The 20,614-nt window shown below is 39.5% G+C and carries 21 protein-coding genes and 1 pseudogene; 9 read left to right on the top strand and 13 right to left on the bottom strand.

Going from position 1 to position 20,614, the window contains the following annotated elements; genetic code table 11:
* Positions 1-58: 58 nt before the first annotated feature.
* On the top strand, positions 59-748 hold the full coding sequence (locus AC0L6R_RS11060; protein ID WP_473271266.1) for an HAD family hydrolase: 690 nt from the start codon (positions 59-61) through the stop codon (positions 746-748).
* Positions 749-807: 59 nt separating this feature from the next.
* On the opposite strand, the gene AC0L6R_RS11055 is transcribed toward AC0L6R_RS11060, so the two are convergent.
* The 3 genes from AC0L6R_RS11055 to AC0L6R_RS11045 form a co-directional block, all read right to left on the bottom strand.
* The gene (locus AC0L6R_RS11055; protein ID WP_473271265.1) at positions 808-2,553 is read right to left on the bottom strand and encodes an ABC transporter ATP-binding protein; all 1,746 of its coding nucleotides are present in this window, start codon (positions 2,551-2,553) and stop codon (positions 808-810) included.
* A 106-nt stretch (positions 2,554-2,659) separates the two neighbouring features.
* On the bottom strand, positions 2,660-3,439 hold the full coding sequence (locus AC0L6R_RS11050) for a TIGR03915 family putative DNA repair protein (protein ID WP_473271263.1): 780 nt from the start codon (positions 3,437-3,439) through the stop codon (positions 2,660-2,662).
* On the bottom strand, positions 3,440-4,702 hold the full coding sequence (locus AC0L6R_RS11045) for a putative DNA modification/repair radical SAM protein (protein ID WP_283411359.1): 1,263 nt from the start codon (positions 4,700-4,702) through the stop codon (positions 3,440-3,442).
* A gap of 539 nt (positions 4,703-5,241) precedes the next feature.
* On the opposite strand from AC0L6R_RS11045, the gene AC0L6R_RS11040 reads away from it, so the two are divergent.
* From AC0L6R_RS11040 to AC0L6R_RS11030, 3 genes are all read left to right on the top strand, one after another.
* The gene (locus AC0L6R_RS11040; RefSeq protein WP_473271262.1) at positions 5,242-6,267 is read left to right on the top strand and encodes a metallophosphoesterase family protein; all 1,026 of its coding nucleotides are present in this window, start codon (positions 5,242-5,244) and stop codon (positions 6,265-6,267) included.
* A 284-nt stretch (positions 6,268-6,551) separates the two neighbouring features.
* The gene (locus tag AC0L6R_RS11035; protein WP_473271261.1) at positions 6,552-6,959 is read left to right on the top strand and encodes a cupin domain-containing protein; all 408 of its coding nucleotides are present in this window, start codon (positions 6,552-6,554) and stop codon (positions 6,957-6,959) included.
* Positions 6,960-7,512: 553 nt separating this feature from the next.
* The gene (locus AC0L6R_RS11030; RefSeq protein ID WP_473271260.1) at positions 7,513-8,010 is read left to right on the top strand and encodes a GNAT family N-acetyltransferase; all 498 of its coding nucleotides are present in this window, start codon (positions 7,513-7,515) and stop codon (positions 8,008-8,010) included.
* Positions 8,011-8,130: 120 nt separating this feature from the next.
* On the opposite strand, the gene AC0L6R_RS11025 is transcribed toward AC0L6R_RS11030, so the two are convergent.
* Together AC0L6R_RS11025 and AC0L6R_RS11020 are read right to left on the bottom strand one after the other, a co-directional pair.
* Positions 8,131-8,526 (bottom strand): DUF1573 domain-containing protein, encoded by a 396-nt coding sequence (locus AC0L6R_RS11025; RefSeq protein WP_473271259.1) that lies wholly within the window; start codon positions 8,524-8,526, stop codon positions 8,131-8,133.
* A 216-nt stretch (positions 8,527-8,742) separates the two neighbouring features.
* A pseudogene (locus AC0L6R_RS11020) lies at positions 8,743-10,207 on the bottom strand (ATP-dependent DNA helicase).
* A gap of 14 nt (positions 10,208-10,221) precedes the next feature.
* Between AC0L6R_RS11020 and AC0L6R_RS11015 the strand changes: the two are divergent.
* The 4 genes from AC0L6R_RS11015 (at position 10,222) to coaD (ending at position 12,689) form a co-directional block, all read left to right on the top strand.
* The gene (locus tag AC0L6R_RS11015; RefSeq protein WP_283411365.1) at positions 10,222-10,731 is read left to right on the top strand and encodes an NUDIX domain-containing protein; all 510 of its coding nucleotides are present in this window, start codon (positions 10,222-10,224) and stop codon (positions 10,729-10,731) included.
* Between the two features lie 48 nt (positions 10,732-10,779).
* Complete coding sequence (locus AC0L6R_RS11010) at positions 10,780-11,361, top strand: hypothetical protein (protein ID WP_283411366.1); 582 nt, start codon at positions 10,780-10,782, stop codon at positions 11,359-11,361.
* 11 nt (positions 11,362-11,372) lie between these two features.
* The gene (locus tag AC0L6R_RS11005; protein ID WP_473271258.1) at positions 11,373-12,065 is read left to right on the top strand and encodes a DUF3822 family protein; all 693 of its coding nucleotides are present in this window, start codon (positions 11,373-11,375) and stop codon (positions 12,063-12,065) included.
* A 168-nt stretch (positions 12,066-12,233) separates the two neighbouring features.
* A complete protein-coding gene (coaD, locus tag AC0L6R_RS11000; protein ID WP_283411368.1) occupies positions 12,234-12,689 on the top strand; it encodes a pantetheine-phosphate adenylyltransferase in 456 nt (151 codons plus the stop codon).
* Here coaD and AC0L6R_RS10995 read toward each other — a convergent pair.
* On the bottom strand, positions 12,677-13,363 hold the full coding sequence (locus tag AC0L6R_RS10995; RefSeq protein WP_473271257.1) for an NUDIX hydrolase: 687 nt from the start codon (positions 13,361-13,363) through the stop codon (positions 12,677-12,679). The genes coaD and AC0L6R_RS10995 overlap by 13 nt on opposite strands.
* Before the next feature lie 99 nt (positions 13,364-13,462).
* On the opposite strand from AC0L6R_RS10995, the gene pyrE reads away from it, so the two are divergent.
* The gene (gene pyrE / locus AC0L6R_RS10990) at positions 13,463-14,107 is read left to right on the top strand and encodes an orotate phosphoribosyltransferase (RefSeq protein ID WP_473271255.1); all 645 of its coding nucleotides are present in this window, start codon (positions 13,463-13,465) and stop codon (positions 14,105-14,107) included.
* Positions 14,108-14,170: 63 nt separating this feature from the next.
* Here pyrE and AC0L6R_RS10985 read toward each other — a convergent pair whose 3' ends face one another.
* The 7 genes from AC0L6R_RS10985 to AC0L6R_RS10955 all read right to left on the bottom strand — a co-directional run bounded on the left by AC0L6R_RS10985 (position 14,171) and on the right by AC0L6R_RS10955 (position 20,317).
* Positions 14,171-15,361, bottom strand: a complete 1,191-nt coding sequence (locus AC0L6R_RS10985) for a hypothetical protein (RefSeq protein WP_473271254.1) — start codon at positions 15,359-15,361, stop codon at positions 14,171-14,173.
* A 6-nt stretch (positions 15,362-15,367) separates the two neighbouring features.
* Positions 15,368-16,198, bottom strand: coding sequence for a type 1 glutamine amidotransferase (locus AC0L6R_RS10980; RefSeq protein ID WP_346771393.1), 831 nt, complete (start codon positions 16,196-16,198; stop codon positions 15,368-15,370).
* A gap of 43 nt (positions 16,199-16,241) precedes the next feature.
* Entirely contained in the window at positions 16,242-17,360 is a 1,119-nt protein-coding gene (locus AC0L6R_RS10975; protein ID WP_473271253.1) for a carboxylate-amine ligase, read from the bottom strand.
* 24 nt (positions 17,361-17,384) lie between these two features.
* On the bottom strand, positions 17,385-18,341 hold the full coding sequence (locus tag AC0L6R_RS10970; RefSeq protein WP_473271252.1) for an ATP-grasp domain-containing protein: 957 nt from the start codon (positions 18,339-18,341) through the stop codon (positions 17,385-17,387).
* A gap of 21 nt (positions 18,342-18,362) precedes the next feature.
* Positions 18,363-19,076 (bottom strand): alpha/beta fold hydrolase, encoded by a 714-nt coding sequence (locus tag AC0L6R_RS10965; protein WP_473271251.1) that lies wholly within the window; start codon positions 19,074-19,076, stop codon positions 18,363-18,365.
* 117 nt (positions 19,077-19,193) lie between these two features.
* A complete protein-coding gene (locus AC0L6R_RS10960) occupies positions 19,194-19,706 on the bottom strand; it encodes a hypothetical protein (protein ID WP_473271250.1) in 513 nt (170 codons plus the stop codon).
* Positions 19,707-19,804: 98 nt separating this feature from the next.
* Positions 19,805-20,317 carry a gamma carbonic anhydrase family protein gene (locus AC0L6R_RS10955; RefSeq protein ID WP_283411808.1) on the bottom strand — a complete coding sequence of 171 codons (513 nt, stop codon included), beginning with the start codon at positions 20,315-20,317 and terminating at the stop codon, positions 19,805-19,807.
* Positions 20,318-20,614 lie beyond the last annotated feature (297 nt).

Genomic DNA, 20,614 nt, shown 5'->3' with positions numbered 1-20,614 from the left:
ACTTTACCACCTTCCAACTTCTGAACCTTCCAGTTCATTAATCTTACAATCTGAATAAATGATAAAAGTTATAGCCTTTGATGCAGATGATACGCTTTGGGTGAATGAGCCATTTTTCCGGGAAGCTGAAGAAGAATTCGCCAGCTTGATGGAAGGGTTTATGCCAAGGCACAGTAGTATCAAAGAGCTTTACCTTACAGAAATCGGCAACCTGGGTCTTTACGGCTACGGGATCAAAGGCTTTATGCTCTCGATGATCCAAACAGCCTTACGGATTTCAGAACACAAAATTCCAGTTAAAGCCATTGACAAAATCTTAGAGATCGGATATGAAATGATGCAAAAGCCAGTTGAAATTCTCCCAGGTGTTGAGGAAGTTTTAGCTGAATTGCAGGGTGAGTATCGCCTGGTAATGGCTACCAAAGGTGATCTGGTGGATCAGGAGAAAAAGCTAAAGAAATCAGGCTTGGACCATTATTTCCATCACATAGAAATCATGAGCGAAAAGAAGGTGGCTGATTTCGCCAAACTCGTCCGACATCTTGATGTAGCACCTGAGGAATTTCTGATGATCGGAAACAGCTTGAAATCTGATGTCCTACCGGTATTGGAACTTGGAGGTCATGCCATTCATATCCCCTATCACATCACTTGGGAGCACGAGCGTATCGAGCACGAAGTCGAACATGACAATTTCTATCAGGCCGAGCATATCGCCCAGGTGGTCGAGATGATCAAAGGGATGTGAGGATTTTGAATTATTGATTTCGGGTTTAGGGTCTTAGGCTGCCCTCATCCGAAATCCTGCTATATCCTCGACTGATACGTATAAAGCTGATAATATCTTCCTTCCAGAGCAATAAGCTCATCATGTTGGCCACGCTCTACGATATCACCTTTTTCTACTACCAAGATCTGATCGGCCTGACGAATCGTGCTCAATCGGTGAGCAATCACGAATGTGGTCCTGCCCTTCATCAATTCCTTCAAGCTAGCCTGAATCAGCGTTTCTGATTCTGTATCCAAATTGGAGGTAGCCTCATCAAGAATCAAAATCCTAGGATCGGCCAAAATCGCTCTGGCAATAGCTATACGTTGTCTTTGTCCACCTGAGAGCTTTACACCTCTTTCACCGATTAAGGTATCTAGCCCATCCTCAAATCGATCCGTGAACTCCTGCACGTGGGCAGCCACCACTGCTTTTTGCAAATCTTCAAGACTGGCATTTGGCCTTGGGAAAAGTATATTCTCTCGGATTGTCCCTTCAAACAGAAAATCATCTTGCAAGACCACGCCTAGCCTGGAGCGAAAAGACTCTAAAGTTACAGTCTGCAGATCATATCCATCCAAGGTGATTTTGCCTGAATCAGGATTTAAAAAAGTTGCAGCAAGACCAGCTATGGTTGTTTTTCCAGAACCTGAAGTTCCCACCAAAGCTGTCACCGAACCTGCAGGTGCATGAAAGTTTACCCCCTTGATCACTTCCTTATCTTCCTCATAGGCAAAGGACACGTTCTCAAATTTTATATCTCCTTTGACCTCCTTCAAGGCTAAAGTTCTGGTACGATCATCAGCCTCGAGTGGTGTATTCATGATTTCCTCCGTACGATCCAATCCAGCAAAAGCCTCGGTAAGCTGAGAGCCAATATTGGACATCTGCACAATCGGTGCGATCATAAAACCTAGATATAGTGTGAAAGCAAGAAAATCACCGAAGGTCATCTCGCCTTGCATAATCATATAACCACCCATTCCCATAATTCCAGCGGATGCCAAACCTAATAGCAAAGCTCCCATCGAGGTCACAAAACTTGTTGCGGTCAAACTCGCCTTTACATTCTGGAAAAGCTCATCGACCCCGCTGGCAAAAGTCTTAATCTCCTGCTCCTCTGCATTGAATCCTTTGATCACCCGAATACCTCCCAGCGTCTCAGTAAGTCTGCCGGTTACTTGCGCATTGATCTTACCGCGTTCGCGAAAAATAGGACGAATTCTACCGAAAGCCTTTAAGGAAACTAAGCCAAATACTACCACTGGAAGTAGGACAAACAAGGTCATTTTTGGGCTAATGCTGATCAATAGGAAAAGTGAAACAATAGAGGTCAAAATTCCGCCAATCATCTGTGCAAAGCCTGTTCCTACCAGGTTTCTAACTCCTTCCACATCCGTCATGATTCGGGATACTAGCTCGCCTGTTTTCGCATTGTCAAAGAAGCGAATAGGTAGTTTGATGATATGTGCCTGAACCTGAGATCTCAACTTAGAAATCAAATTCTGGGCTTCTACACTTAGTATTTGCGTGAGTGCATAGGAAGTCGCCGACTGCACTACGATAGCCAAGACTACTCCGCCGATCAGCCATTTCAACATGGTCATATCATTGGAAGGAATGACATCATCGATCAGGATTTTACTTGCTCCAGGCAGCACTAAACTGGCCAGACGGGAAATGATAATTAAAAAGAGACCTAAAAATAAATGCTTTCTTCTGGGCCATATAATGGTCTTAAAGACCTGACCCATGGTCACTTTACGCTCTGCTTTTTTTGCCATGAAATAGTGTGTTAAGCCTGAAAAACCCATTAAACCCCTACTCAGTTCCAAATCGAAAGGAACTTAAGCTGTAAAAAGGCCATAATGCCCCTTGAGATACCCTTCCCTATTCCATTTTTTCGCTTAAATACTTCCAGTATCTTTTGGGAACATGCTGGATATGGAGCTTCATATTTTTACGGGATGGGATATTCGTACTTTTAAAATAGTCATGCCATAAGGTTTGAAATTCTAATTCCTCAGCTGCAAAATATTCAGAGGAGCTTTGTGTGGCATTAAAATTCTCTGGTAATGTTAATTGTATGATATCAACTGTTTCCAGATTATAATAAATTCCATATTCACGTTGAAGATCATAAATAACCCATTGTTGGTCTGCATATCGGCTCTTAAAATGCTTAGAAATAAGAGGTAAGACATTGAAATCCGGTTCAATAGTAGCAAAGTAAAACCCATCTTTTGTCAGGCGAAATCGGACAAAAGCTTCCATTCTATGCTTTTCTCTACCTACACTCTTGGCGATCTGCGTCACTTTCAGCACATCATCATTCCCAAAATCTGAATCTATCTGAATCTCACTTTTGAACAAATACTGAATATATCGCAATAAGAGATTTTCCACCTCTGGCTTTTCACTTAGAAAAGCATAATATATACGAGATTTGCCTGTTGCAGAGGATTTTTTCGAAATACCTTTCCATACTCGATCTGCTTTTAAAGGATCAGTCAGCACCTCTTTGATCGTCCCGAACAAAGAGTTCTGCGCAAAACCTTTTCTAAATATAGAAACCTGCTGTAATTTCAATTCAAACACCTCAAACACCGAGGTTAAAAACCCATCGAAACTACCGTCATAAACCAGTATAACATCCTGAGCATTTACCATTTACCCGAACAAATTCATCTGTGGACTCAGGATTTTTTGATACTTACTGGTCGAATTTTGCAGAATAAGCGACTTCAATTGAGCCCCTGTCAAATCCCGGCGTTCAAAATCATTGGATGCACAAACAAGAAAATACTTAGCTCTATTGAGTGCCACTCCCATCCGCTGCAAGTGCTCCCAATTTAAGCTTCGAAAACGTCTTGCTTGAATGATTTTGTGGACTGACTTCATACCCAAACCGGGAATTCTTGCCAGCATATGTTTATCTGCTTTATTGACATCAACAGGGAAATGCCCCAAATTCCTGAGAGCCCAACCTAATTTTGGATCTACATCCAGATCCAGGTTTGGATGCTCATTATTCAGTATCTCGTGTACATCAAACCCATAAAACCGCATTAACCAATCCGTCTGATACAACCTATTTTCCCGTAGCATAGGTACCGCGGTACCTAGTTGCGGAAGGCGGTTGTCATTGCTGATAGGAATATATCCTGAGTAATACACACGCTTCAATTCAAACTTTTTGTAGAAGTAATCTGATGTCCACATGATTTGCTGATCGCTTTCACCACTGGCACCGATGATCATCTGCGTGCTTTGCCCAGCCGGGGCAAACTTAGGCGTGCTTTTGATAAGTTTCTTTTCTGAGTTGTACTGAATGATTTCATTCTTCACCTTAATCATTGGTTTGATGAAATCTTCGCGATTTTTATCTGGAGCAAGTAATTTCAAACCTTCCTTAGTAGGTATCTCAATATTCACACTTAGGCGATCGGCATACAAACCAGCTTCTTTCATCAATTCATCCGAAGCTCCAGGAATTGATTTGAGGTGAATATATCCGTTAAAATTCTCTTCTAATCTCAACTTTTTGGCGACAGCCACCAGTCGCTCCATGGTGTAATCAGCACTTTTGAAAATCCCCGAACTCAGGAATAAGCCCTCAATATAATTGCGGCGATAAAAATTAATAGTCAAATCCACCACTTCCTGCACCTGAAAAGCAGCCCGCTTAATATCATTACTTTTTCTTGTCACACAATAAGCACAATCGAAAATGCAGTGATTGGTCAGCAGAATTTTCAATAAAGAAACGCATCGCCCATCTTCGGTGTATGAGTGACAGATCCCCATACCAGTAGCATCTCCAAGCCCCTTAGTTGCATTGCTTCTATTGCTCCCACTTGAAGAACAAGAGACGTCGTATTTTGCAGCGTCAGCGAGTATTTTTAATTTTTCTTGTGTGCGTTCAAAAGACATAGGCCGAACTTATCAAATATGAATGGGGAATGAATTAATTAACACTTCACCAGTGGGACGCTGCGAAAATTGCTGTAATGGGTTGATAAGCTTAAGCAATAGTATGCAGCTACGAAATTGTGTAAAATCACATTGCATAGCACAATCTTCTCTCTCTAGTGTATTCTTAATCCGAATTGTTAAAACGAGAGGCTTGTGTTTTTGGTTCTTGCATACCTTCGCCTATCTTATGTTTTTTAAGCTTATATAGAGCGTATTATGACATAGATTGTCAGACTTCGGATTTAGTAAAGTCAACTCTTTAAAATGAGTCATTGATAAATAGAATTAGGATCATCTACTTCTTTGCCAGTGATTTGATTTTGATTCGGAAGGCCCCACTTCCCAGCTGTCAAATCAGCTACGAACTTCAATTAGTCAACTACTATAATTGGGAACAATCCAATGCGTATTATATGTGTGAAGGGCAAATTGGCTACCCCAGAGCTAAAAAAAATTAGGTATTATTGTTCTATAATTTTAAATCAAAAAAACACCTAATGATCCGCCGCTCATTTTTTAAAAAAAGCACCACAGCCTTAATGGGACTTGGACTGTCCACAACATCCTTTGCTACTACCAAAGAAAAGAACCCAAGCGAACCGATTAAGACAGCACTTACTATAGACCAGCAAAAAGTAAGCTTTTATGCTGAGCAAATCTCTGAGTCGCTTCGGGTGGTTCATATTGCCGACACACATCTATTTACCGATGATGAAAGAGGGATTCCCTACCAAGAATATAGTAATCGAATGGCAAAGGCTTATAACCAAACCACTCACTTTCAAACAGGTATAAAAACTAATCCAGAGGAATCCTTCGAACAAACGCTGGCCTTTGCAAAAGAGGTGAATGCAGATGCAATAATTTTGAATGGGGATATTTTCAGTTTCCCCTCTGAAGCAGCCATAGAATGGGTGCTATCTAAAATAAAGGAAACCGGCATCCCCTACATTTACAGCGCAGGCAACCATGATTGGCATTATGAAGGAATGGAAGGTTCCATGGAGTCTTTGCGGGACAGTTGGATTGAGAAGCGGCTATTACCCTTATATCAAGGCAATAACCCCTTAATGTCTGCTTATGAGATTAAAGGAATACGATTTTTGGCGATTGACAATTCTACCTACCAAATCAATGAGCAACAGTTGGCCTTTTTTAGAGAACAAGTTGCCAGTAAAATGCCCTTGGTTTTACTTGTTCACATTCCGATGTATGCTCCTGGAAAAATGATTTATTTTGGTTGTGGCAACCCTAACTGGGGAGCTGCCACGGATCGCAATTTTGAAATAGAAAGGCGTCCTAAATGGCCGGAAGGTGGACATACCCAAACGACATTTAATTTTCACAAGGAAGTATTTAATGCACCAAACTTATTAGGCGTCTTTGCAGGACATACCCATCAAAATTCGGTAGAACTAATCAATGGAAAACCCCAAGTAGTGAGCGATGATAATGCGAGTGGAGGTTATTTAGATATCAACTTTAAACCTATGGAAGAGCAAGATAGAAAGGTACTGGGATAGCTGAAGTTATTGCTGTCAACCTGCGTAAACAAAAAACCGAAAGCTATTAAAATTCATCCCTTCTCCTTCTGGAAAAACACAAAAACACCTATTAGCGGTCTACCGAGGTATCAGATAGCGAGAGTAAATCAGGATTAGGAAAGTCCTAAACCAGTCCGTTCAAAATTAGAAATTATTGCGCATGGGATTGGAAAACTTTGCGACGTTCAGGAGCGACAAAGATATTTTCAAGTCATTCCAATTTATATGAAATTCAAACTAATTAGAGGAGAGCATAAAATAAAATGGAGCATAAAAATAATAAATCGGATACCATTATCTTAAAAGCGGGCGAAGGCAGAACGTATAACTGCGGGTCAATGACAGCTGTATTTAAGGTAGATGAAAACGAAAGTGATGACAAATACAGTATTTCGGAATGGTGGCTTGAACCAAACTCTGATGGACCTGGTGCTCACCAACACGAGGACAATGATGAAGTGTTATATGGAATTGAAGGAACAACCTCCATACTCGTTGGAAAAAAATGGGTAGATGTCGAAAAAGGAACTTTTTTAAGAATACCGGCAAAAACTATTCACGACTTTGCAAACAAGACAACAGAAACGTGTGGAGTTCTTAACTTCTTTATCCCGGGAGGTTTTGAGAGAAATATGCCTTCAATTGTCAAGTGGTTTGAAAAAAATAAATAAACAACCACCCGCTAGTCTATTGAACGATCTTAAGTCATAAGCCCACCGTGCGTCTCTCACATCACCCTACACTGGCCTTCCCGCAAGCAGGTAGTCGCTCTTGGCACCAGCTTTCCCTTACCAATTACATTTAAGATAAGGCTATGCAAAGGGTCTACAGGATATTTTCTGATCACTCAAACTTTCACGGTAAATCATACAGATAACGATCACCCCTAATTCCTTAGTTTCGGGTACCAGCCTACCCTTATTTTAATCGTGAATTCCGCGTTTAAAGCACTTTCTTCACGATTTATTTATATTCTATAATGTTCATGAATGCTCCGCATTTCACCCGTTGGAACGATCATCTTTTTGGTATATATTCACTATTCAAGGCAGATGTTAACTACCTAAATGGTGGCGTGGCAACTTAAAAATGAAATCATTATCACTCAAATCAGGCTTAACACACAAAGTATTAGTTTCAAAATCCCTCGCAAGCCAAAGCCAGCTAGATTGGTGGGTATTGTATAAACCGACACAGTAGAAACAAATAATTCATAAGAAAGAAATGAAATTAATTTATAGACCTATGACGGCAGACGACTGGACAAACGTTGCTGAAATATATAGACAAGGTATTGAAACAGGCAACGCAACCTTTCAGCAAGAAATACCTACTTGGGACGAGTGGAACAACGGACATATTAAACCCTGTAGAATTGTTGCAGAAATCGACAATGAAATTGTTGGTTGGGCGGCTCTATCTGCAGTTTCTGGACGATGTGTTTATGCTGGTGTTGCCGAAGTTAGTGTTTATGTCGCTAACAAATATCGTGGACAAAAAATAGGAACTAAAATACTTGGGAAATTAATTACTGAAAGTGAAAACGAAAAACTATGGACATTGCAAGCAGGCATATTTCCTGAAAACATTGCAAGTTTAAAAATTCATGAAGAACACGGATTTAGAAAAATAGGACATAGAGAAAAAATAGGTAAAATGAATGGAATATGGCGAGACACCGTATTATTAGAACGCAGAAGTAGAATAATTGGAATTGATTAAAAAAACTACGAACTGTCAATCGTTATCTTGACTAGGACCTCTCCCCCTCACTGTAGGTACGGATCAAAAAAAGCCTCTTGATTTCTCAAGAGGCTGTAAGTATGGTTTTTCAATTACTGATTACTTCGTCTTTGGAAGTACGTTTGAAATCAAGGATACCTTTTCAATCGGCTCTGAAGCATTGGAGTAAATTCTTACTATAGAGTTCTGCTTACCCATTTTACCGGCTGAATTAAAAGAAACTTTGATCTCAGACGATTTACCAGGAGCAATCGGCTCCTTAGGCCAACTCGTAGCAGTACATCCACAGGTTACAGCTACATTTGAAATAATCAGTGGAGTGGTTCCAGAATTTGTCAATTCAAAGGTATGCTCTACTTTATCTCCCTGCGTGATATCACCAAAATCTATAGATTTTTCTTTGAAAGTGATTACCGCGCCACTTTGTTCCTGAGCGTTTGCATTAAATGCAAACACCAAAGCAAATACAGTTAATAGAAATCCTAATTTTTTCATCTGTTATATATTTTATTTTCAATGGTCATATGAACTCTCACATGGTTTATGACTATCCTACTGTGTGATGATATCTGCCATGCTCGATTTCATGGCTATTATTTGGTCTTCAAATATTCAATTTTTTGTATCAACTTCAAAATAACGGATTTTAAAGCTGTTGGATGTATTAAAATGAAAATACCTTGCCAAAAGTTTATTAAATGCAGATTTAATTTAAAAACTTTCCAAATCAGAACCCTCTATCTCTTTTGGTTTTACGAAAAAAACTGGTGCGAAATTCACAAGATAGAGTTCTTCTGTAGCTCTAGTCATCGCAGTATACAGCCACCTTGTAAAATCCTTATCAACTTGATTTTCTGGAAGATGCCCCTGATCTACAAAAACAGCTTTCCACTGTCCACCTTGAGCTTTATGGCAAGTCAATGCATAAGCAAACTTGATTTGCAAGGCATTTAGATAAGGATCTTTCCTAATCAATTCCTTTCGCTCTACTTTGCTGGCGACATCCGCATAATCTTCCGATACCTGCTGATACAAGCTTCTATACTGCTCGCGACTCAAAGAAGGACTGGGAGAATATAGCGTATCAAGGATCACTTTAGCCTCAAAGTGGGGCTCTTCTGGATAATCCAACAACCTCAGCTCCAAGGTTGCAAATCGTAAACCGTAGAATTCTTCAAAAGAGCGGATTTTCATAACCTCAGCCATATCACCATTAGCCAGAAAATTCACCTTTTCCGACTCAGCCATATAGGTATAATTATTCTTAACTATCATCAGCAAATCTCCGGAGCTTATTTCATCATCAAAAAAATGGATGGTACGCCTGATGTAGAGGTTGTATTGGACCGCAGCTTTATTGGAACGGGTGATGATGGTCGTGTTCTCTGTACTAAACTTATCATACGCATACCTCAATCCATCCTCCAGACGCTCTCCGGTCATTTTAAACATATCTTTAAATTGACTGGTACTGATCTGTATCTCCTGCTTCTCCAGCTGCAACTGATGCCCGGAGGTTAGTGGCATTATATAGAATCCCTGATTCTAATCGCTGACGCATTACTTCTGTCAGTTCGATAAAGTCAGCTTCCAGGCGAAAATGTCTCAATAGATAATCTGCTTCCAACGCAGGACTAAAATCACTACCCACAGGAGGTAATTGCGCAGTATCTCCAACCAAGATCAATCGATTATTTTGCCCATGGAAAACAAAGCTGATCAAATCCCCGAGCAGATTTCCTGACATTCCTCCATCATCTGCCAGCATGGAGGATTCGTCTATGATAAAGACGGTGTCCTTGTAATAATTCTTTTGAAGAATAAATCCTCCACCCAAACTTCCATCTTCCGCCTTGGGTTTATAAATAATCTTATGAATGGTGTATGCAGCACGTCCGCTGTAATTACTCATAACTTTTGCCGCACGTCCAGTTGGAGCAAGCAAAAGGGAACGCATGGATAATTTGGGAAGTGCTTTCACTAAAGCAGAAATAACAGAAGTCTTCCCCGTACCGGCATACCCACGTAAGACGAAAGTCGGCTTTTGCTCAGGCTCCATAAGAAGAAACTTATTCATCTTAGAGAAAAAGGTAGCCTGACCTGTGGTAGGCTCAAAAGGGAAATATTTACTCAGCAATGTCGAGGGTCTCGGCAGTGACTCATTATCTTTACTCATACAAACGAATGTAAATGCCAAAAGACAAAATCAGCAAGGAAATCGAATCAAAGTTTGGAAATCAACTCAGATCACGTGTAAATGGTATTTTGATAGAGGAAGAAAAAATCTTGATGATCAAACATTTAATGGGAAACGGCAGAGTACTATGGTCTGTCCCAGGCGGTGGAATGCATTTTGGATTTAGTGCTTCAGAAAATCTAAAACGAGAGTTTTCTGAGGAAACTGGCTTAGATGTAGAAGTAAAAGCCTATCTTTTCGTTAATGAATACCTGGCAACACCACTTCACGCGATGGAACATTTCTTTCTCGTGGAGAAAATTGGAGGGAAATTCACACTAGGAACGGATCCTGAGCTTTATCCAGATTCTCAAATTATCGAAGAAATCAGGTGGATGGACATAAATGAAATCCGATCATTGCCTAATGAAGCCCTTCATCAAATCTTTTGGGGAATAAAATCACTAGAGGACTTAGTATTGTTGCGAGGATATTTTAATTTTGGAAATAATTCTCTAAAATAGCACGATTTATAACCTTCAACCTTACCCAGATTCTTAAAAATTTATCAAATGAATTTATCAAAAGTACTATCCTTGGTCTTCTTCGTAGTGGCAATTGGTCTTGGCTACCTTCTCTGGAAAGGTGTTGACGACGTAGTTGAGGACGAAAAAAGAATTGCACGTACAGAGGCAGCAATAATCGAAAAATTACAAATGCTAAGAGATGCAGAACTCGCATTTCAAGCTTCTAATGGAAGGTATGCTGCAAACTGGAATGAATTAAAGAATTTCATCCAAACTGGTCAAATCTGGCTTGTACAAAGAACTGAAACTACTAAGGTGCTAGATTATGGCGCAGAAGAAGTATCAGTAGAGTTCGATACTTTGGGTTCTGTACCTGTTATTGATTCTTTATTTAATGAAAGAAAATATCCTGATTTCAACCTTGACGCCTTGGTAATAGTACCAGGTTCTGGAGGGAAACAGTTTGAATTCTTTGCAGACAAGGTGGAAAGAAACTCCTATGAAATCTCTGTATTTGAGATTAGAGATCCTGCTCCAATCAACCCAGATAGAAGACTTAACAATAATGAGAAAGCTTTGAAAGTAGGTTCAAGAACAGACGCCTCTACCGAAGGTAACTGGAAATAAAACCTCCTATTTTGGAAAGTAACCTCAAAGTATTCAAAAGTGATAGGTTTGATGTGGAAGATGCATCAAGCCTATCACTTTTTTTGTATCCCGATTCTTTATTCATCTTCGCGAAGGATAAGAACAATACAAATATTTGTATCCACGAATATTTGAATTTCAACTGGAATTCATTAGAACAGCTGGTGATATCTGATCACTTGTTGAAAAATGACATTCCTGCTACGATCTATCTACATCATCCGATTTTTAGCCTAGTTCCGGGAGTTTTATTCCAACCTGGTGAAGAGGCTACCTATTTGTCGTTTGCAAGCGAACAACATCCTAACACAAGCTATTTCAACACACCTCTGGACAGCAATAACCTTCAGGTTTTATCTGGAATAGAAGGAAAACTGAAAAAATCTCTTCAAGCACGTTTTTCAGAATTGACTTTTCATCATGGTTCTGTATCCTTTTTATCTTATCTCTTCAAAGAGAGGTTCAATTTGATTGGACAGGAAATTTTGATCAGCATATTTGGAAATCAAATTTATGCTGCAGCTTTTTCGAACCAAGAACTTACTGCTTTCAACATGTTCTCTATAGATTCTAATGCAGATATCTTGAAGTATGCATTGATTATCATTGAGCAATTGAAATTTGATAGAAATCACGTACGCATCAGCCTTTTTGGGGCTACTGCTGAAAGCGGGATTACTTGAAGAATGGGGAAAAGAATATTTTCATCATTTTAGACTCCTGAGTCCTCATGCCAATCAAAATTACACGCATGGTTTCAAACATTTGAAATCTGTCAATCTATTTGAAACTAATTGGCAATTTGATTAAGCAAAATACTCATGAGTCAAGTGAATAAAGAAACTATTGACATGAAAAAAATAGCCATTTTCCCTGGTTCCTTTGATCCTTATACACTTGGTCATCACGACATAGTGATGAGGAGTCTAAACTTGTTTGACGAAGTAATTATCGGAATTGGCTATAACTCTACTAAGAAATCCAGGTATTTTGAAATAGATGATATGGTGAATAAGGTGGAGAGTGTGTATGAAAACATACCTGGAGTAAAAGTGATTGTCTACAACGAACTTACCTCCACCCTAGCTAAAAAGCATGACGCTAAATTTCTAATTAGGGGGTTGAGAAATACTACCGATTTTGAGTACGAAAATACAATTAGTCAAATGAATCGCTACCTCAATGCTGAATTGGAGACGGTATTTCTGATTACCTCTCCAAGATATGCTGCGATTAGTTCGACCATTATTCGGGAAGTTCATCGATTCGGCGGAGACGTCACCGAATTCCTTCCTTACAATGTCTGAGGTTTCAGGTGGCTCTTTATAAATTGCTTGAAGAGATACCGCATCGAAGGATAGGAATTGATTAAGGCTATTTTTGCATCTGCCTCAAAAAACCATCTTATATCATCTATTCCCTCTTCTTTTTGCGGCGTCATGTCGACATCGCTGACGCAATCCATCTCAAACCAATAGGTCTTCTTTAGGATGCTTTTTCTATCTTGGGTGTAGGTATGCCAAGTATTGCAGATCTTCTTGCCCGCTTTCACTTTCACAGCACACTCCTCTTCCACTTCACGTACAGCACATTGCTTTGGAGTCTCTCCTTTTTCAAATTTTCCTTTAGGGAAATCCCACTTCCCTAATCTAAAAATGAGGAGCATTTTATCCTTTTTGGATACGATACCGCCTGCAGCTTTAATAATTGAAAAACGACTCTTTACAAACTTTTTCAGTGCTGCTTTATCCTTAGTCACCAAAGTGATCGAATCCAGATCTTTGAGCTTTCTGGTGCGCAGGATATACAATAACCTAATGATCAAATCATGCGAAGGCTCATGAAAAAGCACATCATCTTTCCAAGGCAAATGTGCAGGAAGCTCCTCCATATCAGAATAAACTGTTTCGTAAGACTTAGAAGGGTTCAATTCTTCGTAGCTTATCAGATCAAAAGGTTTGTCATTCACAAAGATTCTCATGATGAATCAAAGGTTTTGGCGTGGTTGCAATTAGTCAAAAGTGCATATTTTTTTCACTTGCTACAACCTTAGGCTAAGTTTATCTCTTATTTTTGCTACATGGAAATTTTAGACGCGAATGTAGCTGCTGAAGTAGCTGATAAATTATTGGAGATTCAGGCGATAAGACTTCAACCTGAGAAACCTTTCACCTGGGCTTCAGGCTGGAAATCCCCTATTTACTGTGACAACAGACTTTCATTGTCTTTTCCAAAGGTTCGCACCATGATCAAAGAGCAGTTGACCAGGAGCATTCAACATTATTTCCCAACTGTGGAAGCAATTGCAGGAGTAGCTACCGCTGGTATTCCCCAAGGAGCTTTACTTGCCAATGATCTTGATTTGCCATTCATCTATGTACGCTCGAAAGCAAAAGGCCATGGAATGGAGAACATGATAGAAGGAAAGGTGGTACCGAGCCAAAAGGTAGTGGTGGTAGAAGACTTGGTCTCAACAGGGGGAAGTTCTCTCAAAGCAACGCAAGATTTGTTAGACGCAGGATTTGAGGTACTGGGAATGGTGGCCATTTTCAGCTACGGATTTGATGTGGCTACTCAAAACTTCAATAAGGCAGGTGTGAAACTTGTTTGCCTTAGTCATTATGAAGCCATGCTACCTATGGCTGTGCAGAGAAAATACATTACAGATGATACACTGGAGTCTCTTTCGGAATGGAGAAAAGACCCATCGGTTTGGAAGCAATAAGCTATATAAATAAAAAAATGGCAGTGATTTCTCACTGCCATTTTTTGTTTTATAGTCCCTTTCCTACTTTTCAAAAAGACCAATTGATCCTCCAACCCAGTCTTTATCTTTATTAAATTTTACACCAATCATCTCCCCGCGGCTAAGTCTGGCAAGGTTTCCCACCAAAGAGGGCTTCTCGTCCTTTTCTGGCCACAAAACCAAAATCCTTACTTCCACTTTCACCTTGCCATCGGGAGACTGAATCACAGGAGCATAAGCTACTTTTTTCTGAAGTATATACAGATCCTTGTCCTTCACTTGCCCTATATCCTCTTTTTCCACATTAAAAATCACTCCTGAGCCTGAAAAGGAAAACAAAGGCTTTAATACATAATTCTCCAGATCCTCAGGAATCTCGTCTATCTCACTAAGCAACTTGGTTTCTATAAAATATTTCCCCTGAAGATGGGGCAGTATAAACTTCGAAATCCTAGTGTACCAATTGGGATGCCCAGCCCATTCTACATCCAAATTATCTTGAAAACTGAACTGCAATTTCAAGTCTTTGCGCAAGTCCAGCTCATCAAAAATCACTCGATTATAAATTCGTTTGATATGAATTTTTGTACCGGATTCATCTTTATAAAAAAGTTGATTTCCCTCTTTAATTACATCAGTGACGCAAATGACTGGAATTCCTAAATCTCTGCGGCAATAGTAAAAGTCTATCTTGGTATTCTGTTTTTCCGGCTCTATCTCCAGCAAAACCACTTCTGAACTATCATGTCCATTGAAAACAACTTCCTTCAGTTTCTCCAAATATCGATCTGCATCCATCCCAGATAAATAAGGCGTCAATTCACCAATAAATGGATACTGCTTTTGAAATTTTTGGTAAAGATTGAATTGAAAATTGAAAATGGAAGGAAAGCCCTGCACTTCGATAAGTTTGGGCACTATGTTTCCGTTTTCTTCACAAATCCCAAAATCGATAGCCATAAATTGGGTATGGGCATCTTCATGGGGAACCTCAGTATTTAGATCGATTGCCCGCTGAGTAAGGGCTTTGAAGTCTGGTTTTCCAACGAAATCACAAACTTCCAGACAGGCTTCTTCCAATTGCTTTTTCAGCTCATTTGGAATGAAAAATGGGGTTTCTGCTACTCTGAAAGTTGGCGCATAATTGAAGTCCGCAGCTATATCGGCAAGGAAATCCTGATATTTCTCAACAGAAAATTCCCTATTAAATTGAGCTCTCAAGGATTCAATCATGGCGTTTTAAATTAAAGTAAGAGATTTGGAAGCCTTAACTAGTTGGATCGATTGCTCAAGGAAATTTGGAATGAGCGTCTCGTTGGTTTTGTAGATTTTATCTTCATCTACCAAATGCTCCAGCATTCTCCTAAACTTAATTTTACCCTTTACCGCAATAATTTTTTCTTTGACTTCAGCCTTTTTCAAATGCGCCAGGAAGCTTATAGGATCCGCTTCAGGGTGGAATTGCGTTCCTACCATTTCTGGAGAAAACCGAATAGCCATAATAGCCCGCTCATATTCCACATGATCACGAATCTTCTCCAGCGCAATAATTTTAGCTCCAAGGACCTTGAATTTCTTTAAATCAGGCTGAATCACTTGATAATCTCGGGAATCTATCGCCCAGAAAGGATTATCCAGATTTTGCAGCAAGGAATCCTTGTGTCCATCGGCTGTCTTATGAACTGACATTACTCCGAAAGAAGTAGATTTTCTCTTAGTAAGGGTGCCTAATCCAAAGTGCCTACAGGCCATTTGGAAGGAATGACAAATGAAGAGAATGTATTTCTTATGATTATGATTTTGGTTCCAGATCCATATCTGGTCCAAAAAATCAAAATATTTTAAATCCCAATGACCATCTCCATCCATTGGATTTCCTGGACCACCGGTGGATATAAAGAGATCATAATCACGGATTTCTGGTATTTCGGCTTTGCCTCTCACGTCAAATACCTTGTAGGTTAACTGGCTATCGAATCTAGCCACTATCTCCTTGATACAACGCATTCCCTGATTTGGCTCGCCATCGTACATATCTAAGATCGCCAAGTTCAATTTTTTCTTTCCCACGTTGCCTAATTTTATTTTTCGCTCGCAAAGGTAATAAAAGCCCTTAAATCCCCTCTGTAAACTTTGACGTGATCATATCTACTACCTTTTTCAAATCTTGAGTTTGATTAAAAACTGCTAATTGTTGATCTGCCCCAGTTCCATTTTTAAGGATTTGATGTACATAATCGATTTCTGGACGACTATCCAATTCATCCACCACATCGTCTATAAAATCCAAAAGCTCCATGATCAATTCGGAAGTAGGGACTTCTATTTTCCTTCCAAAATCAATAAGCTTCCCTTCAATACCATTCCTTGCTGCGCGAAACTTATTTTCTCGGATCAGCGCTATTCTATAAATATTAAAACTAGTGTTGCTCAAAAGAAGCTTATAGAGTTTAGCAACTACCGCTTGAATTAAAGCAACGATACAAGTAGTCTCATCTACAGTGAGACACATGTCGCAAATGCGGAATTCAATAGTGCTGAAAAATGGATGAATCCGTAGATCCCACCATATTTTCTTGGGATTGTCTATGCAGTTCGTTTTGACCAAAGTCTCCAGATAATTATCATAAGACTGTACAGAATCAAAATATTCGGGTAACCCAGTCCGCGGAAATTTGGCAAATATCTTTGCTCTAAATGCCTTAAAGCCTGTATTTCTACCCTCCCAAAAAGGTGAATTTGTTGTCAGCGCATAAATATGTGGCAGAAAATAACAGGCTTGGTTCATCAGCTGAATTGCAATTTCCCGGTTATCAATCCCCACGTGAACATGAAGACCAAAAATCAGATTAGATCTGGCAATATCTTTTAACTCGTCTACAATTACATGGTAGCGTGGATCATCAGTAATCTCCTGATCTTGCCATCTGGCAAAAGGGTGAGTACTGGCTGCTCCAACCACTAAATCTTGTTTAGCGGCTAATTCGGATATTTTATTTCGAAGTGAAGAGACTTCAGCTCTTGCTTGGGCTACATTTTCGCAAACATTGGTACCCACTTCTACCACCGACTGGTGCATTTCTGCTTTCACTTGCTCCTTCAGCGTGATCTTTCCCCCCTCCACAATTTTAGACATGTGAGAGCGAAGATCTCTAGTTTCAGGATCTATTATCTGATATTCTTCTTCTACCCCCAATGTAAATTTGGGAAGCTTTTTCAGTGATGAAGCCATGTTATATCGTTAAGCTGAAATTTTTTAGAACCTCTTGGCAGTACTCACAGAATCCCTCATAAATGTCCCCCAGGTGAGATTCATTTTACCTGGTTTCTGCGCTTTGGCATAGCTGATTGCCATTTTCGCAGCTTCTTCTACCACCCATTCAAAATTTTCTGCTCCTACAGAATTCACGTCAGCATCCGGAGCGGGATTTCCAAAATCAATTGCATAGGGAATACCATCTTTCACCGCAAATTCTACCGTATTGAAATCATAGCCTAGCCCCTTGCATAGACGCAAAGTATAATCTTTGACGGTTGCCAATAATTTTTTTGAAGAAGGTGGCCCATCGACCACATACCTAAGATGATGCGGATTACGTGGTTCGTAAGGCATGATTTTTACGGCTTTTCCACCAAGACAATACACTCTGAAATACTCTTCAAAAACAATTTCCTCCTGAAGCATCATTACTAACTGACCAGTTTCTGGGTGTGTTCTAAAAAACTCCTCCTTATCCTCTAAACGGTAAACATTTTTCCAGCCTCCTCCAGCATATGGCTTCATATAAGCAGGAAAACCTACATAATTAAATATGCCTTCCCAGTCTAAAGGAGCTACCAAATTTCTAAAAGACTTGGAAGTGGTATCATCCGGATGTTTGGAAGAAGGTAAAATCACTGTTTTGGGAAGTGGTACTCCCAATTGATCTGCTAGGGCATTGTTGAAGAATTTATCATCTGCACTCCACCAAAAAGGGTTATTGATCACGGCGGTGCCAGTTAAGGCAGCATTTTTCAGATAGGCTCTATAGAAAGGGACATCCTGAGAAATTCTATCAATTATCACTGCATACTCTGTTAATTGATTTTGGATCACCTTGTCAATTTGTACCGCTTCTGCGACAATTCCTTTTTCAGCTTTTTGATTTACCCTGTCTATAAAAGCTTGAGGAAAAGTGTCCTCCATTCCGAAAAGTATTCCTATTTTTTTCATATCGTATGATAATAAGTTGACCTAATTAAACTTAATTCTGCTGAGGTAATGAGGGAACATTTCTTTCCAAACATCCCAATCATGCTGACGGTTTTGCCTTACATCAAACCAATGATTGATGTTTTTGGCTCTAAGTGTATCATGTAGCTTAATATTCGCATCAAAGCATATATCCCAATTTGATGTTCCCAAAACGATATCCATTTTCCATAACTCTTGGTCATGAAGCCCTGGCAAATACTCTAAGGGATTATTATAGAAGATATCATCGTGCTGATAGCCATCCATAAAGCTCCGAATATCAAATGCTCCAGAAATACTAAACATGTGGCTCACATAGCCGGGATGCCTAAAGGCAAAATTGGCAGCATGATATCCTCCAAAGCTACAACCAGCCATAACCACCTTAGCCACAGGGGTATTTAATCTGATTCGCTCTACTATCTCATGACAGATCATTTTGTCATAAGCGACATGATGCTGAATTCGCTGATGTGGGTGAATTCTTTTGTTGTAAAAACTATCCGCATCATTGCTAATTGGACAATAAATTTTGATGAGTCCTTGCTCTATATACCACTGAGCCGATTTCACTAAACCCATGTCCCGGTTTTCATGAAAAGAGCCTTTTGAAGTAGGGAAAACAACGACAGGGTAGCCTGCATGACCAAAAACCAACATTTCCACATCCCGCTGCAGGTGGGGAGAAAACCATTTTAAATATTCTTCTTGCATAAATAAAATTTCAACTAACAGTGAAAAATCAGAGGTTTTCTCTCATTTACAAATACTAGTCAAAATATCCTAAAAAGAAAAGAAAGATGGGTTAGGTTGCTGAAAAAAGATTAATTATCACCTATTCAAATCTAGGTCTGGTCTCATTTTATGCAGTGCATTTCGGATCAATCCTACCATTATATAGAGTAAACATGCCCCCACAAATAACCATTTGGTGGTACTGAAAAATGAAGCCATGTACCCAAGCGTCACGCTTTCTACAGGAAATTTTAGTATTAATCCTGAAACTGAGAGGTTTTCGAAAAGATCCAATAATACCGTGATAACAGGCAAAACTACCAGACATTTTTGCTTCCAGACTTTACAATTAAGTCCAATTAGCAGCAACAAGTAAAAAACCATGTAAGGGGTGTCCAAAAGCCATATTACCATGAGATACTGTTGCCTCATGCCTTCTCCCATACTATGTAAAACATTAAATGCCTCACGAGCAGAATAGGCAAATCGTAAATCCAATGCCAAATTTGGTGGCATGTAACGATTCAGCAGGAAATTGAAAGTAATAAACAAGGCAAAAAGCATAACTAAAATGAAGGGCTTTTCTAACTCTTTAAAAATAGTTTTCATAGAAAAATGTTCTGCCAAAAATGAATTGGGTACAAGTTACAAGATTCTAGTCTAAAGTTAAAAGTTAAGTCATCACAACTGATCTCTAAATTCTAAATTTAGATTTTAAACCAACTTGCATACATAGGATAGTTTTTAGCTGTTCTTGAAATCACCTCCTCCATTTCAATACCAGTATCTTTTACTTTTTTCGCGGGCATTCCGGCATAAATTGAATTTGCCTCTACAATAGTATTAGCTAAAACCACTGCCCCTGCAGCGATCACCGCACCTGAGTTGACAATTGCTCCATCCATCACTATCGCCCCCATTCCAATCAACACTCGGTCATGGATCGTACAGCCATGAACTATGGCATTGTGGGCAATGGATACTTGGTTACCAATGTAAGTACCTGCCTTTTGATAAGTGCAATGTATTATTGCACCATCTTGGATATTTGTATCATTCCCAATACGAATTTCATGAACATCCCCTCTTACAACTGCATTGAACCATATTGTACAATTATCCCCCGTCTGCACATCTCCTACTATAGTTGCGTTTGGTGCTAGCCAACACCCATCTCCGAAAGAAGGGCTTTTCCCATTTACTTCTAATTGCAATGCCATATTCATTCTCATCAAGGTTGCCGGATTTCTAAAAAATCTCAAACAAAGTTTAACATTTTCTTTTGTGTAATGAACTTTTTAGCAAACTTTGAGTTTGCATGTATATACATATAATTTCGAAAACAAACTCACACCAATGAAAACTATCAAACAATCTGGCTTTATTCTAGCGGCTGCACTGCTAACATTTGCATGCGGCCAATCCGGAGAAACAGTAGAAACCTCTGAAGCACAAGAAGTCGCAGCTGCTGAGGGTACTACACTTTCAATTGACAAATCAGCTACAGCTATTAAATG

Source organism: Algoriphagus sp. 10J20-15 (assembly GCF_055809615.1).
Note: the sequence above shows the minus strand (reverse complement) of the source record. Positions and strands in the feature narration are given on the sequence as shown.